Annotated in this window: 18 protein-coding genes and 1 pseudogene; 3 read left to right on the plus strand and 16 right to left on the minus strand. The window is 38.4% G+C overall.

The window, feature by feature from the left end:
- The 5 genes from M72_RS09720 to M72_RS09740 all read right to left on the minus strand — a co-directional run.
- Positions 1–782, minus strand: a 782-nt coding sequence (locus M72_RS09720) for a hypothetical protein (protein WP_055068077.1), incomplete at its 3' end; no start/stop codon positions are given.
- Between the two features lie 29 nt (positions 783–811).
- A complete protein-coding gene (fliD, locus tag M72_RS16860; RefSeq protein ID WP_117465675.1) occupies positions 812–1,567 on the minus strand; it encodes a flagellar filament capping protein FliD in 756 nt (251 codons plus the stop codon).
- Positions 1,568–1,588: 21 nt separating this feature from the next.
- Positions 1,589–2,365, minus strand: coding sequence for a FlxA-like family protein (locus M72_RS09730; RefSeq protein ID WP_176694784.1), 777 nt, complete (start codon positions 2,363–2,365; stop codon positions 1,589–1,591).
- A 214-nt stretch (positions 2,366–2,579) separates the two neighbouring features.
- Complete coding sequence (locus tag M72_RS09735; protein ID WP_055068079.1) at positions 2,580–3,950, minus strand: sensor histidine kinase; 1,371 nt, start codon at positions 3,948–3,950, stop codon at positions 2,580–2,582.
- Positions 3,947–4,660 (minus strand): LytR/AlgR family response regulator transcription factor, encoded by a 714-nt coding sequence (locus M72_RS09740; RefSeq protein ID WP_055068080.1) that lies wholly within the window; start codon positions 4,658–4,660, stop codon positions 3,947–3,949. Before M72_RS09740 ends, M72_RS09735 begins: the two co-directional genes overlap by 4 nt.
- A 472-nt stretch (positions 4,661–5,132) precedes the next feature.
- On the opposite strand from M72_RS09740, the gene M72_RS09745 reads away from it, so the two are divergent.
- Both M72_RS09745 and M72_RS09750 read left to right on the plus strand, forming a co-directional pair.
- Complete coding sequence (locus M72_RS09745) at positions 5,133–5,474, plus strand: MobC family plasmid mobilization relaxosome protein (RefSeq protein ID WP_055068081.1); 342 nt, start codon at positions 5,133–5,135, stop codon at positions 5,472–5,474.
- Complete coding sequence (locus M72_RS09750) at positions 5,423–6,793, plus strand: relaxase/mobilization nuclease domain-containing protein (protein ID WP_055068082.1); 1,371 nt, start codon at positions 5,423–5,425, stop codon at positions 6,791–6,793. Before M72_RS09745 ends, M72_RS09750 begins: the two co-directional genes overlap by 52 nt.
- Positions 6,794–6,841: 48 nt before the next feature.
- Here M72_RS09750 and M72_RS09755 read toward each other — a convergent pair whose 3' ends face one another.
- The 10 genes from M72_RS09755 to M72_RS09795 all read right to left on the minus strand — a co-directional run bounded on the left by M72_RS09755 (position 6,842) and on the right by M72_RS09795 (position 13,695).
- Positions 6,842–7,957, minus strand: coding sequence for a PDDEXK nuclease domain-containing protein (locus M72_RS09755; protein WP_055068083.1), 1,116 nt, complete (start codon positions 7,955–7,957; stop codon positions 6,842–6,844).
- Positions 7,958–8,153: 196 nt separating this feature from the next.
- Positions 8,154–8,363, minus strand: a complete 210-nt coding sequence (locus tag M72_RS09760) for a hypothetical protein (protein ID WP_055068084.1) — start codon at positions 8,361–8,363, stop codon at positions 8,154–8,156.
- Positions 8,364–8,683: 320 nt separating this feature from the next.
- Positions 8,684–9,022, minus strand: a complete 339-nt coding sequence (locus tag M72_RS09765) for a DUF3847 domain-containing protein (protein ID WP_055068085.1) — start codon at positions 9,020–9,022, stop codon at positions 8,684–8,686.
- Entirely contained in the window at positions 9,006–9,134 is a 129-nt protein-coding gene (locus M72_RS17645) for a hypothetical protein (protein ID WP_261291812.1), read from the minus strand. The genes M72_RS09765 and M72_RS17645 overlap by 17 nt, the downstream gene beginning before the upstream one ends.
- Positions 9,135–9,212: 78 nt before the next feature.
- A complete protein-coding gene (locus M72_RS09770) occupies positions 9,213–9,650 on the minus strand; it encodes a winged helix-turn-helix domain-containing protein (RefSeq protein ID WP_330378200.1) in 438 nt (145 codons plus the stop codon).
- Between the two features lie 8 nt (positions 9,651–9,658).
- The gene (locus M72_RS09775) at positions 9,659–10,345 is read right to left on the minus strand and encodes a M15 family metallopeptidase (protein ID WP_055068086.1); all 687 of its coding nucleotides are present in this window, start codon (positions 10,343–10,345) and stop codon (positions 9,659–9,661) included.
- Between the two features lie 8 nt (positions 10,346–10,353).
- A complete protein-coding gene (locus M72_RS09780; RefSeq protein WP_055068087.1) occupies positions 10,354–11,565 on the minus strand; it encodes an ABC transporter permease subunit in 1,212 nt (403 codons plus the stop codon).
- A gap of 1 nt (position 11,566) precedes the next feature.
- Positions 11,567–12,442 carry an ABC transporter ATP-binding protein gene (locus tag M72_RS09785; protein ID WP_055068088.1) on the minus strand — a complete coding sequence of 292 codons (876 nt, stop codon included), beginning with the start codon at positions 12,440–12,442 and terminating at the stop codon, positions 11,567–11,569.
- Positions 12,426–13,187, minus strand: a complete 762-nt coding sequence (locus M72_RS09790) for a hypothetical protein (RefSeq protein ID WP_055068089.1) — start codon at positions 13,185–13,187, stop codon at positions 12,426–12,428. Before M72_RS09790 ends, M72_RS09785 begins: the two co-directional genes overlap by 17 nt.
- Positions 13,177–13,695 (minus strand): RNA polymerase sigma factor, encoded by a 519-nt coding sequence (locus M72_RS09795; RefSeq protein WP_005341624.1) that lies wholly within the window; start codon positions 13,693–13,695, stop codon positions 13,177–13,179. The genes M72_RS09790 and M72_RS09795 overlap by 11 nt, the downstream gene beginning before the upstream one ends.
- 302 nt (positions 13,696–13,997) lie before the next feature.
- On the opposite strand from M72_RS09795, the gene M72_RS17650 reads away from it, so the two are divergent.
- Positions 13,998–14,435: an Abi family protein gene (locus tag M72_RS17650; RefSeq protein WP_243142449.1), complete on the plus strand. Its 438-nt coding sequence runs from the start codon at positions 13,998–14,000 to the stop codon at positions 14,433–14,435.
- Between the two features lie 560 nt (positions 14,436–14,995).
- On the opposite strand, the pseudogene M72_RS18245 reads toward M72_RS17650, so the two are convergent.
- Positions 14,996–15,193 (minus strand): annotated as a pseudogene (locus M72_RS18245) (VirD4-like conjugal transfer protein, CD1115 family); the annotation flags it as partial.
- Positions 15,194–15,402: the final 209 nt, after the last annotated feature.

Below are 15,402 nucleotides of genomic sequence, written 5' to 3' on the forward strand. Positions count from 1 at the left end.
ATCTCATTACAAAATAATTTTTGATCTGTTTTACCATTTAAAAACTGATTGCAGATACCACTTATCTCTTTCTTCTCATTTGCATAAAAAGCTGTCTCATCTGAGATTATTTCTGACTTGTACTTATAAGATTCTGTTTTACTTCCAATTCCAACAACCATGTAATCTGGTGTCATTTTCTCCATGATAGAATTACGTGCCGAATCATTAAAATGAACATATTCGTCAATCATGTCTGAAAAACCTGCTTGTAATTGCTCTGGAACATACATTTCATTTACTTTTCTTAGCCCCGCTTCACTTGCACTTAACAAAAATACAGATTCATAGGAAGTTCCTCTATATCCCTCCTGAGCATTCAAAAAATCTACATCTGCTGTCATTGCATTAATCTTCTCTTTTAAATCTTTCATTTCATCTTCTGTCAAATATTCAGAAGCATTTTCGTCCAGCCATTTTTCAAAAACCTCTGACTGATTTTCCGAACAGCCTTCAAACGCACTTTGTTCTCCAGAAATGGAAGTTGCTTTCAAATCTAATTTGAATAAATTTTCACATTTGTATTCTGCTGGTATTTCTTTTATCTCTCCATTGATTGACGAAAAATGCATTGCCTGAAAATCTGAGACTTTACCACGAGCAGTCTCAACTAACTTTCTTGCTGAATCACTGATTTTCACATCATCCTCCGAAATAATATTCTGAGGAACAGTTGTTTTCTTCTCGACCTTATTTTTTATCATCTCAGGATTATTAATATACCTATTTCCTTGAACTTTCATAGCAACCTCCCTAAGTTAGTCCACACTTTCTATACTTCTTTATCTATCTTGCTCGATGTCAAAGAAGAATCCGTCTTAGAGTACGTACCATTATTTGTATAGGTTGCACTCGCCCGGTTTGCAGCATTCGATATACCAGTTGCTTTCTGCGATATTTTGCTTACAAAAGAATTATATCCTGTAAAGACCGTTTTCAGCGAACTGATATCTGCCTGCTTTAAAGCATCCTCATCTAATTCCAACTTGTTTCCTTTTCCTATGGTAATACCTATTTTGGCAAGCATATTACTGTTTTTGTCTGTCATTCCAGTCATCCATGAAGCATTTCGCAATACATCCTTTGTATTAGATTCTCCGGCTTCCTTAACTACATCATTATAATCTTCAACAAAAGATTTTACTGCCTTGGTGATTTTATCCCAGTCATAATCCTCTACCTCAATCTCTTCCCCCGTTTTTTCATCTTTCTTTTTTATTTTCTTTTTTTCCCAAAGAGAAGAGTCATTCAAAGCATCTGCTGATTTTTTCAGAGAATCTGCACTTGTTTTCATCAAGGTAAGTTTTTGTGAAGTATCACCTTTTCCCGATAATTTTTCAGCATCCTGTTTTGCATAATATGCTTTCATAAGTTTTCCATAGCTTCCATTTTTGATTGCAGCATAATCAGAAAGCATATTTGTATTGCCTACTGATGAACTATCTGACGTTCCACTAAACAACGCTGAAAAATCTACATTGCTGTTATATTTACTTGTATAATCACTAAAACTTTTGATTTCTGACATAACACCAGCCTCCTTTCCGAACTATAAACGTATATCGATCGGTGTATATACTACCGACTGTCCACTTTCTGATGCTGGATTTTTTATTGTTTCTGCTGTTTCTGTTTTAACATCTGCATTCTCTGATGCATCTGTTGCCGTATCTGCATTTTCCTGTGTATTCTCTGCTTTCTGCGTTTGATCCTTCTTTGTTTCTGCTGCATCTGTACGGTTGTCTGCCTTTGCTGCTTCTTCCATAGATTTATTTGCATCTGAAAGTGAAGACATCTGTGATGCTGTTGCAGACTGCGCTTTTGCCTGCAAATCTGCCAGTTCTTCTTCTTTCTTTTCGGTATTGCCTTTTCCAGCATCCTGCTTGATTTCAGACTCAAGCACACCGGCTCTTCCTTCCATCTGTGTTGCCATACTACCCTGCACTTTTGCTTGCTTCATAGATGAATCTGCGGAAATCATTGCCCGCATACCTGCCTGTGACAAGCCTGTTCCTTTCTTTGCAGATGTATTTTTTGTACCAGCCACCATATCATCCATAGATGATTTTTTACTCTGCTGTTCCTTTCTCTGTTCAATCTGGTGCTGTCTTAACTGTTGATTGAGATTTGTAATTTCCTGTTGTATCTCCTGACGTTTCTTCATCTTATCCTCTAATGACAGTTCTTCATTTGATGATAAGTCCTGCAATTTCTGCTGTGCATTTGCAATCTGATTCTGAATATTTTTACTCACAGAATCATTCACCTGTGCCATTCCCATTGCTCCTGTCTGCGTATTCGTTCCGTTAAATCCATTAATTTTCATCATTTCGTTGTCCTCCTTGAGCTAATACTCTGAAATCCGTTTCCTGAAAATCTGTATAACATGATTTCTCTTTATTTTTTCTTTCGGCATATCTTTCTTCACAATAAACTGTGATGTTGTGAACCGCCCTTTTTTCGTTGTGAAGCATCAAAAAAGCACTACATATTTCTGTAATTTCTGTAATTTACAAAATACATAGTGCCAATTTATTTCTTTATTCTACCTGCATCATAATGCTAAGGATTACTTCCTCATTTCCCTGCTCCAAAGATATATCTCCCATATACATTCTGGCAACCCGGCGAATGTTATTCAAACCCATTCCATGTTCCCTCCCAGATTTGGTTGTTTCTGGCAAATCGCTATCACCAAAATTAAGCTGACCCCCAAAACTGTTTTTTATGGTTATCATAAAGATACTGTTTTTCCGAAAAGAAGAAATGCTGATATACGGATCATCTCCACTTACATTTTCCATGCAGTTATTCAAGGCATTATTCATGATCACACTCAAATCAAATGCATTTAACTTCGTATTCTGCGGATAATGAAAATCCGACAGAAACCGAATCTGCCTTTCTTTTGCTTCTCTCAGCTTTTCCATCAAAATGACATCAATTACCGGACTTCCTGTCTTTATTTCCGGAGATACCTCGTCCCATTCATTTTTCAGATGTTCCAAGTATTCTGTAGCATCATCCATATTATTATGTGCCACCAGATGTTCCAGTGTCTGTATATGATTTCCCATATCATGGCGCATGGAGCGGATATCCCGATACAACTTTTCGACTTCCTCGATATGCTTTTTCATGTCACTGATCTGATTTAATACCAGCTCTTGTCCCCGCTGTTCTTCCTGCATCTCTTTCCAGTTTTGAAACATTACAATCACAACAAGAATAGCAACTATGGAAATCAGATAGTGTAAAAAGCTTAAAGCTCCATAAAATCCATATGTATCAATCAAGTTCTTTCCAGTATCTCTTTCGTATATCATGAGATAATATTGTAAAATGCCATACCCAGTGACGCCTACAAGTGAAGGTATAATAAGCATTACCATCTCTTTGACGCTCATTTCATCTTTTTTGTATATATACGCTTTATTGATCAGTCCTATTGCAACCGCAATAAAAGCAATACAAAGTACAATATCCAAAACTCTGGTTCCAACATATAGTCCGTACTGCAACCACACTTTTTCTGCACTCATATTCCGAAATACAAGTGCTTTTGTAACAAGATCATCAAGTCTGGCTGCCATTGCAACCGTTAACCATCGGATCGAAAAGAACGTAATTGCAAGAAATATTTTCTGATATATATTTCTTCTGTCCTCTACATACATCACAAGAAACGCTGCTATAACTCCAATCAGATATGCGGAAAAATTATCAATCTGTGGCGGAATCATATATAAAACAAGCATAATCGTAATATAAACAATACTGACTGCCACAGCCCCTTTTTTCTTTTTTATATAGGGACAAACAAATTTTCCAAAATAGATTCCTGTAATCATAAGGAGTGCAATAACAGAAATTTTCGATGTAACCATCCAGCATTTTTCTACCAAACTCATCCGATTTCTTTTCCTTTCCTCTGATTATATTTCAAATATTGTTTTACAAACTCAGAATAATTCTGTTTTGCAATCAATGCAGTTCCATTTTCCATCGTCACACAATTTGCATCATATTTCTGAACATATTTGAAATGTACGAGGTAGGCTCTGTGTGTACGAAAAAAATCTGCTCCCGCAATTTCACTCAGTTCCTGCAATTTTCCATAATATTCAATATTCGTATCCCGTGTATGGATAATGACTTTTCGATTATATACCTCAGCATACACAATATCCTTCAAAAACACTTTCATATGGCTTCCTCCGGACTGCACCATCATGTATTTTTCATCCAATTGATTTTCAGAATATTCTTTAATGCTTCTGACTGCACGTTTCACAACTTCCTCAAATTTTTCATCTGAAAACGGTTTCACCAGATAATGAAATGCTGCAACATCAAATGCCTGAAAAACATACTCCTCCACAGCAGTTACAAATATCAATACCATTCTTTCATTTTTCTGACGCAGAATCCTTGCCGTTTCCATTCCATCCATTCCTGGCATCTGAATATCCAAAAATAGAATATCCGGCTCACAACCACTTGCAATCAATTCATCACCAGATAAATATTTTTCTATTACTGCATCCGGTAATAATTTCTTTATTTTTTCTTCTAATATCAATCCTATAGATTTTTCATCATCGCAGATTGCTATTTGCATCTTGTCACTTCCTTACTTACATACAATTATATTTATTATATCGGAAAAAGTCTTTTAATAGCTAGCCGCCATGTTGTGAACCGACCTTTTTTTGTTGTGAAATAACATATCACATATATCGCTTTATTTGCTTTATTTGCTTTAATCTGTTCTATCTGGCACACCCTCCGCGAGTGCCAAAAACAACCTTAGCAAGCACTGCCTGTGTCATGACACAGGCGAAATCCCCCACACTTTCCTATCGTCTGTGTGGTCGAATTTCCATAGGGAAGTATCCCTAACCCTCTCTCGATTTTTCTTCGGTTATTCTTCATTTTACCGTCGAAATGCATTGACCTTTCCTGCCGTTTTTGCTACAATTTGCTATGGGTAATTACACCCAAAATTGAATAAAACATGAAACAGACTGTTGTAAAAATCGAACATTTTACAGCAGTTTTTTTGTACCCAAATTTAGAAAGGACGTGGCACAATGGCAAACCGAAACCGCACCCATCCGGTGCAATTTTATCTCAGCGATGATGAGCAGTACATCCTCAACACCAAATTCAAAGCATCCGGCATGAAGAGTATGTCTGCGTTCCTGCGCAAGCTGATCTTATATGGATATGTGTATGATGTTGATTACAGTTACCTGCGAAATTATAATACGGAGTTGGGACGTATCAGCTCCAATTTAAACCAGATCGCAAAGAGGGTAAACAGCATCGAAAACATTTATCAGGAGGACATAGACGAAGTAAAGGAGTTGATGAATGAGGTATGGCATACACAAAAATCCATGCTATCAAAGCAACCGTTGATAAAGCCATAGAATATATCTGCAACCCGGACAAAACCGACGAACAGATCTATGTTTCGTCTTATGCGTGTGCGCCCGAAACTGCGGCGATCGACTTTAAGTATACGCTTGACCATTGCAGGGAAAACAGTCCTAACAAAGCCTATCATCTCATACAGGCTTTTGCTCCGGGCGAGGTCGGTTATGAGGAAGCGCACCGCATCGGAAAAGAGCTTGCAGACAGGGTTTTAGAGGGGAAATATTCGTATGTTGTTACCACGCATATTGATAAGGGACATATACACAATCATATCATCTTCTGTGCGGCTGACAACATTGAATACAACAAATATCACGACTGCACACAGACCTACCACCGCATACGCCACCTGAGTGATGAACTGCGCAAAGAACACAATCTTTCTGTCATTATTCCAGGCGGTGAGCGTGGCAAAAAATACAAGGAATGGCAGTCTGATCAGAATGGTTCGACCTGGAAAACACAGCTAAGACGGGACATCAATTTCTGTATCAAGGCGGCTTCCACTTATGAAGAATTTCTGCTTCTGATGCGGGCAAAGGATTACGAAATCAAAGGGGAAACTTTTGGAGAAGATGCCGCAAAATATATCTCTTTCCGTCCTCTCGATAAAGAGCGTTTTGTACGTGGCAGTGCGAGGTCTTTAGGGAAAGAATACACAAAGGAACGTATCCGGGAACACATCGAAAAGAAACGGGAACGAAAGGCAGTGATCCCGAAAAAAGACTACTCTGCCCGCAGGCTCATTGACACCTCGGACGAGAAATTCCAGAACAGTCCCGGACTGCAACAGTGGGCAGCAATCGAGAATCTGAAAATCGCCGCACAAAGCTATAATGAAGCTGGTTCTCTCTCCGATCTGGAAAATAAAATTACTGTAAAAACCGAAGCGGTCAAGTCCGCCAGACAGAGCGTTGTGGAACTGGAACACCACATGAAAGACCTTGCGGAAATCATCAAATATGCCGAGCAGTACAAAGACAACCGCTCCTATCATATCGCTTACAAGAAAGCCAAGAACCCGGATGCTTATTTCCGCAGATACGAGAGCCAGATCATCCTCTATGACGGCGCAAGACGGGTGCTTGAACAGGCAGGCATCAAGCTAAAAGGATTGAATGTGGATAAGCTGCGAGCCGAGTATCAGGCATTGGAAACGCAGAAAAAAGAACTGACCGCAACCTACAAGAACTATGAAAAAGAGGTGCAAGATTTGAAGCGGAAACAGGAAAATCTTGACCGGTTTCTGGGACGGACACAAACCGATCCGGTACAAGATCAGCAGGCAAAAAACAAAAATCACAGCTTATAAAACAATAGGGGAGAATGCTACCCCATCAGATAGTACTCTCCCTCTGAATCAATTCTGTTCTTCATCCAGCCATTCTTTTAGCTTTTTCTGTAACAGCTTTTTATCCGGCAAATATAATTTATACTCTTTTGCATAAATATTGGCATTTTCCGGGAGTGTTAAATCGACAAGAGCCTCATCACTTTGCTTGCAGAGTAAGATACCAATCGTCGGATTTTCTCCCTCAATTTTCTCATACCGGTCATAATAGTTTACATACATCTGCATCTGTCCTAAGTCCTGATGCGTAAGCTCATCAATCTTAAAATCTATCAAGACATAGCACCTTAACAATCTGTTATACAGAACCAGGTCCACATAAAAATTTTTGTCATTAAATGTAAACCTCTTTTGCCGCTGTTCAAAGAGAAAACCTTTCCCCAACTCCAAAAGAAACTTCTGCATTTTCCCAATTACCGCCGATTCCAGGTCACTTTCATGATATGCTGCTTTATCCTCCAGTCCTGCAAACTCCAGTACATACGGAGTATGTAAAATATCTTCTGGTTTCTGCGGAACGGCACCTTCATTGGCCAATCGCATCACATCATTTTTATCTCTGCTCAATGCAAGTCTTTCATACAAACTGGAGTGAAATTGTCTTTTCAAGGTGCTTACATTCCAGTTAGAACGTATTGCTTCCTTTTCATAAAAGTCTCTTTCGTCCTTATCCTCTATACGCATAAGTATCTGATAATGTGTCCAGCTCAGCTTAAATGGTATTTTTTTGTATGCCGTTTCTAATTGTCCAATTCCTGATTGGACAATTCCAAAAGCCCGTTCAAATTGTCCAATTCCCGATTGGATAATTTCATCTTCTCTATCTTTGTAAGCCATGTAAAATTGACGCATTCCAGCAACATTGCTTCTTGAAAAACCTCTGCCATATTCTTCTGTCAGATATGATGACAAAGAATCCAAGACTTTTGCTCCATATTTTGCTCTTTCTGAACCCTGCTGTTCCTGCTCGATAATATATCTTCCAAGCAGAAAACTGGTAAGAACTGTAATTGCATTTGCCATTTGTCCCATATTGCTTCTGGCACTGTCAATCAGCTTTTTTGATTTATCAAATAAATTTTGAAATTCGTTACTTTCTATTATTTCTAATTTTTCATTTTTCACACTAGAACCTCCAAACTGTCTATAATTGTCAGGTATTTTCTAAAATAGAAACATTCATTTTTCATCTGATCTCATGATTCATACCGAAATTATACCTTACCCCATGATTTTTCTCAATCAATTTTATATGTCAAAAATTTGCCAAAATAAAAAAGCAAATAGCCAGCCATTGCAACTGACTACCCACTCGATACCGCTATTCTTCTACCGCTTCTAATGAATTTTCCGCAAATTCCTTATCTGTCATGCCATCCAACTTTCTCAACACCTGCCTAGAAAGTTCTTCCATGCCATAATAATCACTGTAAAGGGATGTCCTGCTGATATAAGCTGACTGCTCAACCGCCGACTGTCCTTTGCTTCGCTGGACTATGGATGCCCTGCTGCTAATTGTTCCGTTCTTCACTGTCCTCTCCTTTCCCACAACGTAGTGGGTTGCACCAGCAGACTTTGTGGGCAGATGAAAGCACGACTTTTTGTGATTTCATCTGAACGCAAAGTTCACTAGGGTAGGCGGTTCTTTTTACCGCCGAAGGGAGTGTAGCTCCCTTATAACAAAAGGCTTGCCTTTTGTTCAACAAGGTGCCTGCACCTTGTTATCGGATACGAAGTAGCCGACTGCCCTCTGCAAGAGCCTTCGGAGAACGCACAGCACCGCCCCAAAGGGTGGTGTATCTGTGCGCCCTCAACAAAGTTGAGGGAATTGGCTACAACGCTACACATTCCCTATTCTTCTTCGTTTTCGTCCTCGTCCTCGTCTGCTTCCTCATTTATCGCCGTATCCGGCATTTTTTCCTCCGCCCTTGCAAGCTCCCGTTCAATCTGCTCCATGCAGTTCTTGACCTCTCTTGTGGCAAATGCCACCTGCATAATCCGTCTGGTCTGCTCCTCGCTGTATCTCCTCGGCTCATTAAGGAATGTTTCAAAGTTTGCACCCACCACAATCTTTCTGTGGTTATCTGCTTTCCTCTGCTCCATCTTTGCCTTTTTCATCAGCATATCCAGCTTGTTCTTTTCCTGCTCCATGCGTTTCCGCTGTGCTTCAATTTTATTTTCTAAATCCATTTCTGATTGCTCCTTTTTTAATATTTCTGCCTAAAAAAACAAAATGCGGTGCTTTCTCCTGATTGAGTAACACCGCTTGGCTTACTGCCCTTATTCGTTTTGATTTCTGCAATGTACTTCTATCTCCTTTCTGCCCCTGTCGCTGTAAATAAAAAGAGCAACTAAGATTTTGCTTCTTAATTGCCCTATTCTAACCTGTTAAATTCTTGTTGAAACGATATCCTACACCCCATACCGTCTGTATGTAGATTGGCTTGCTTGGATTATCCTCTATTTTTTCCCGTATGTTGCGGATATGGCTCATGATGATGTTGTAATCGCCGGAATAGGATTCCTTCCAGACAATATCATAAATCTGCTCCTTGCTGAACACTCTGCCTGGATTCCTTGCTAATAAATGCAATATTTCAAATTCTGTAAACGTAATATTTACTTCTTTCTCACCACGATATACTAACCGTTTTGATGCATCTATTTCCATTCCTGCAAAGGCTAATTTTTCACACGCTATTTCTTCTTTTAACTGTGTTTTATTTTCAAAACTTCCCAATGCAGACATAACTGCATTTAATACTACTTCTTCATCTTCCTCAAGTGAAAGCAACAGTAACTTAGCTATAATCCTCACTCCCCAATCTATTGCTCAAAATATTCTTCAAGACATATTCCTCTTTCATAAATTTCTCGTGCCGCATCTACTCCTACATATCGATAATGCCATGGCTCATAGCTTGTCCCTGTAATCTCCTGTTTTCCTTGTGGGTACCGTAATATGAAACCATAATTATGTGCATTTGCGGCAAGCCACGTATATACCTCATCATTTGAGCTCTTTGATTTATCAGCATTAATATCAACTGCAATGCCTAATTGGTGTTCACTTGTTCCGGGCAAAGCTACCCATTCCTTAGCAGTTCTTTCTGCTCTTGACTGTGAATATCCTTCATTTATATAAGCCTTTATCTTATCATCTAATATTTTCTGCTGTTCATCATAAGTTCGATAACCTTCCCGAACAACCGGATATATTCCATCTTTCCTTGCTGCATCAAACATTTCTTGTAAATACGGATATATCCTGCTATCCACCTTTTGACCATTCGATAATTCTGTTAATTCCACTCTATAATCTTCCGGTATTTCATTCCAACGGTTTACTACAATTAAATACCACTCCTCCGAAACCGGAATACTATGTAAATTCCCTAATCTTGAAGGAAATTCGTGAAATAGATTACATAGTATCAAAAGCAAGTAAACTATGATAATTCCTCTCAACCATTTCCCTCGCAACTTATTTTTTTTATCTCTTTTCTTTGCCATATTGTTATTTATGCCTTCATCCTTCTTGACCAGCTCTTTATAGCGAATGGCATACATAGAATACCAATCAAGACAGGAATAGTAATAAGTAGATATGGTGACCAGATAAGCTTCCCCAAAATACGAAAAGTATTAGTTCTGAAAATATCTGTTGAACTTCCTACCAATGGTATTAAATCCAATGCTTTTTGCATTCCATAAGGAAGATATTCTGCAATCATCATTGGTCCATATACAACAGCCAGACTAAGCAGTAAGGTAAGTACATTATTTTTTACAGCCGCTGATATAAACATAACAATTCCGGCAAAACCTATTGCTCCAAGCAGTACAAAAGCATATTCATAAATTTCTGCCTGCAGCATATTCATAGGTGCAACAGCAATCAGCTTGATATTCTGAATCGGCATATCCCATCCGGCAGTTCCCATAAAAAACAACTGTGATATAACATTTGAAACAGCAAGTAATGCAAATAACTCCACTGTAAACGCTAAACCAGTAAGAATTTTGGCAAGAGCGATTTTCCCCCAGCCATTTCGAGTCGTCAATACTAGTGTGCTTGTATTATCATGCCATTCGCCCGCAAATAAAGAGGATAAAACAATACCGAGAAACAAAGCCATCACAACTCCCAGATCCGCAACCATACTACCAAGAAGCGTTGACCAGCCTTCTACCCACTCATAACGAAATGGTTTTTCTACCTTTCTCTCTATCTGATGTAAAAACTCTTTTTCAGCTCCTACCTGACCACTGACCTCCAAAAACTCATCAAGCGCCTGCTGTCTTCTTTCATAGAAGCCTGTTAACTTATCCGGATCAACATAGCTTATCATCGTTTTATAATTACTGGTATCTCGAAGCTCCGGATACAATGTTCCGAGCCAACTATTAACTATCTGCCAGTCTGTCTTTTCCAGTTCTTTCTCCATACCGTCAGCTTCCATTTGCTGATAATCACTTACTATTTGCTGCAAGGTTTCATCCGTCAATTCTCCACCAAATGAAAGTGCATATTCCTGACTATCCTTTATTACTGTATATCCATCAAAATTATTGCCAAAAGCACTTGTATAGTCATCTGAGCTGCCAAAACCGAACCATTGAAACGAAAGTATGCTTCCAAAAATTACATAATAAACAAAACACAACAACACACATATTTTAACAATTTTCTTTCGCCATAACTTTTTATGCTCTAACCAAAATAGTTCCATTCTATTTCACTCCTTCCTCTGTGGGAAAATAAAACAAATAAAGATCTTCCAGTGTAGCTTCACAAGGAACCGCTCGCTCACTAGGCATATTGTCTGAAATAATACGCAATATAATTTCTTTTCCTTCGTGCCGTAAATTAGCAACCGTTGCTTTTGTCTGCCATTGTCTAGCTTCTTGTGGAGAAACAGAAAGCTCCCAAACCTTACCATTTGCCTTGTGAATCAACTCAGGAACCGTACCCTGCAATACAAATTTTCCTTTTTTCATCAATAGCACTTCATCTGCTATTGCTTCTATATCCGATACAATATGTGTGGAAAGAATTACAATTTTATCGCCTGCATACTCTGAGAGCAGATTACGAAAACGGACACGCTCTTTCGGATCAAGTCCTGCAGTCGGCTCATCCAAAATCAAAATTTTCGGATTATTAAGTAACGCCTGTGCAATTCCTACTCTTTGTTTCATACCACCGGAAAAAGTTTTTACTTTTTTGTTTGCCACATGGCTTAAATCAACCACTTCCAACAATTCAGTCACACGTTTTTTTGCAACATTCTTCGGTATTCCTTTCAGTGCTGCAATATACATTAAGAACTCCACCGCAGTATAATTTGGATAATATCCAAAATCCTGTGGTAAATAACCCAACACATTCCGGTAATCTGCCCCCATCGAAGTTACTTCTTTTCCATCCAGCAATACCTCCCCTGAGGTTGACTCCAAAACAGCACATAGCATACGCATCAATGTTGTTTTACCTGCACCGTTAGCCCCCAAAAGACCATATACTCCCGGCTTTAAGGTTGCACTAACACAATCTACCGCTATTTTCCTGCCATACTGTTTTGTTAAACGATCAAGCGACAATTCCATACATTTTTCCTTCCTTTCTCATCTCTGCAATATAATGAATTTCATTTATAAAGAACATAGCAAAAATCAAAAATGTAACAATCCACACACCCACTGCTGATGTTTCATATAACCATGGCAATATTCTTGCTGACATACCCCAACAAATGCAGGAACCCAGCATTACAATCGCACATATCTGTAAACTCTGTTTCTTTTGCAAACGGATCAAACGTAGCAACGCAACCATACACACTAAGTACGGAACCAGGCAGTATAGGACCATCTGTCCAATCTCTTTATAAGAATTTTGCAAATAAACTTCCATACACAAAAGAATTGTTATACACACCAAATTAGCTGCCCCGACCAAAACCAGCTTTGCTAACGTGATTTGGGCACCAGAAGCTCTTGTTACCGCTTCAATCTCGCTCATTCCATAATACTGGCTTTTAAAAATTGCTGGTATGATAGCCAATACAAACAGCGGCATAAAAATTGGTATATTCTTTGGCACGTCTGCAATGCTAGCAATTGTTAAACAAACTATAAATAACGTTACTGCCTGCAAACCAAATATTGGAATACCTTCAAAGCGAAATACATCTGAAAGATAGTGAAAGAAACCTGTCCTCGGTTCTACCCTAGTCACTTCCTGTTCTCGTACAATTTCAGTGCAAAGCTTAATCGTTTCCTCTAATCTTTTAGGCTGTACTTCCTCTCCTAAAGATTGCTGTAAATAGACCTTCAAATTTTTATCTTTCATTTTCCTGCTCCTTTCTCATAATTTTTAAAGCATTACGAACCCTGCTTTGTGCTGTTCGCATATTGCATCCCATCACTTTTGCAATCTCTCCAAAACTAAGTTGTTCTCCAAAGCGTAGAATGACTGCTTCCCTTTGTTCTGATGATAAAAAATTCAAAAAATAGCTTATCTCTGCCCTATCCTCTAGCCGAACTATGTCGTTATACTCATGCACTATATTTTCTTCATCTTCTAATGGATAAAACTCAACCTTCCTACTTTCATCAATACATAAATGATTTGCAATCGTGTATAGATAAGCCTTAAATTTCTTTTTCCCTTTATATCCGGATAAATTCTTAAACAACTTCAAAAATGTTTCCTGAGTCAGGTCTTCTGCTTTTTCCAGATTAGAGCAATGCCACCTACAGTAACGTAAAATAGATGTATAATAGCGCTTTATCAATTCTTCTGCTGCATTTTCATTTCCAAGTAGAATCTGTTCCACTAATTCGTCATCACTCAACACGCATCAGACTCCTTTCCATTGAATATCTATATATATAATAACGAGTTATGCACTTAAAATGATTAAAAGATTCCTCATTTTTGAGGCATCATCAGAATGTGTGAGCAGGTAGCTGCCTCTGGCAACACACTTATCCTTTATTCTGCTTGCACTGGTCATTATATTGTATCCTGTTCTTATCATTCAAAAAGAACATACAGATTGTAAATCACCTGATGCTTTAATGCGGCATCTTAGGGATAATGGAATTTCCATCTCAGGGAGTTCACAAAAGCAACAACTAATCAATACCGGATATTTTCATGGATATAAATGATATCGTTTTTGTATCTTCCCCTAACAGACTTCCATTCACTTCATATAATGAGATTAACGCAACCATACAATATGATACAAAATTAAAATCTCTTTTATATGGAAAAATGATGTTTATAGAAACTGCGCTTAAAAATATTGCTTTGAACACCATTATGTCAGAAATTGATTCCAGCAGTATCTATGATATGTACGATAAAGCAATCAGCAGCTACAAAAATGCACCAGCCGGAACCCGTGAAGATATAAAAAAGAAATACCAGAACAACAAACTAAATCTTCAAGGCTCCATACAAAATGCCATTGCTCACAACGATGTGGTATATGATACCCGTTTCAAAAAAATGGATCCTTCAAGACCAATGAAACAATGCCTGATTTTAGAAATGGGGGATGCCGTACATAAATTTCAAGACTATCGGTGATTACATTATCCTTATCTGTTACTACTTAAAATTACTGAAAGTCTCTAAAACAGAGATCAAATCATTCATCCGTGAATTTGAAAAGATTACAAGAGAATACGAATCTTCTGTAAACCCGAATGTTTCAGCTATTTCGATTCATCCTGATTTGTTCTCTCGCTTAAACATCTTAAAAAATTCCATATAATGCTCGCATATTTTACCTGCCTATAGTATATTATAGATAGCAATTGGGGTATGTGTTTGCGGACACATACTTGGAGGAGTCGGAGTGATCCGGCTCCTCTTTAATTTTTAATAAAAAAACGGTAGTCAAAAGGGACACCTAATGACTACCATATTTTTATTCTGCTCTTTGGAATCTTTCTTGCCCTGTGCCACTTCCTTCTGCTTAGCCGCCAGACGCTCCTTTAAGGAAAAACGAGCCTGCGGTTTTCCGCCTGTTCTTTCTTTTCTTCCTCACGATTGAATTTCTCCACGCCATTGTTGAGTCTGTCATCAATCATGTTGTAATTCTGTTCCTCAATCTCCTCGATTTTGGCAAGTGGCTTATATTCTGCCAGCTTTGCAAGCAATTCCTTTACAATGAAATTGAATGTCGCATCGGTATCGGAGATAATGACAAACAGTGCTGTCTTTTTCTCCCCCAGTGTATCAAGCTCCAGTTCATCATAAGCAGTCAGGTCACGCAGCTCCTTGATGTCAAATGGTGCCAACCTCGCACCACAGCTAATCAAAATAGATTTTGCGGTCTTTCCAGTAACAAAATGTCAATAGTTTTTTAATCACTTTTTTCAAAAAGGCAAAAAAAATAGAACGTATAGATTATTTCCATACGCTCTATCTCACATTTCATATTAAATTTTTGAATTCTACAAACAGGAATTGAACAAAATCGCTGCGCGATGGCCTGCCAAGGCTGTGACGCAGTTTTTCTTTTCCTAAATAAAAAAGCAGTGGAAACCAA

The sequence above is a fragment of the Roseburia faecis genome (genome assembly GCF_001406815.1).
In the GTDB taxonomy this organism is placed as follows: domain Bacteria; phylum Bacillota; class Clostridia; order Lachnospirales; family Lachnospiraceae; genus Roseburia; species Roseburia faecis.

Excerpts from the sequence above, each read along its gene's own strand:
- M72_RS09745 (WP_055068081.1), top strand. The coding sequence starts at position 5,133 with ATGGCAAACCGAAACCGCACCCATCCGGTGCAATTTTATCTCAGCGAT.
- M72_RS09790 (WP_055068089.1), bottom strand. The coding sequence starts at position 13,187 with ATGAAAGATAAAAATTTGAAGGTCTATTTACAGCAATCTTTAGGAGAG.
- M72_RS09740 (WP_055068080.1), bottom strand. The coding sequence starts at position 4,660 with ATGCAAATAGCAATCTGCGATGATGAAAAATCTATAGGATTGATATTA.
- M72_RS09765 (WP_055068085.1), bottom strand. The coding sequence starts at position 9,022 with ATGGATTTAGAAAATAAAATTGAAGCACAGCGGAAACGCATGGAGCAG.
- fliD (WP_117465675.1), bottom strand. The coding sequence starts at position 1,567 with ATGTCAGAAATCAAAAGTTTTAGTGATTATACAAGTAAATATAACAGC.
- M72_RS09750 (WP_055068082.1), top strand. The coding sequence starts at position 5,423 with ATGGCATACACAAAAATCCATGCTATCAAAGCAACCGTTGATAAAGCC.
- M72_RS09780 (WP_055068087.1), bottom strand. The coding sequence starts at position 11,565 with ATGGAACTATTTTGGTTAGAGCATAAAAAGTTATGGCGAAAGAAAATT.
- M72_RS09775 (WP_055068086.1), bottom strand. The coding sequence starts at position 10,345 with ATGGCAAAGAAAAGAGATAAAAAAAATAAGTTGCGAGGGAAATGGTTG.
- M72_RS09785 (WP_055068088.1), bottom strand. The coding sequence starts at position 12,442 with ATGGAATTGTCGCTTGATCGTTTAACAAAACAGTATGGCAGGAAAATA.
- M72_RS17650 (WP_243142449.1), top strand. The coding sequence starts at position 13,998 with ATGGATATAAATGATATCGTTTTTGTATCTTCCCCTAACAGACTTCCA.
- M72_RS09735 (WP_055068079.1), bottom strand. The coding sequence starts at position 3,950 with ATGAGTTTGGTAGAAAAATGCTGGATGGTTACATCGAAAATTTCTGTT.
- M72_RS09730 (WP_176694784.1), bottom strand. The coding sequence starts at position 2,365 with ATGAAAATTAATGGATTTAACGGAACGAATACGCAGACAGGAGCAATG.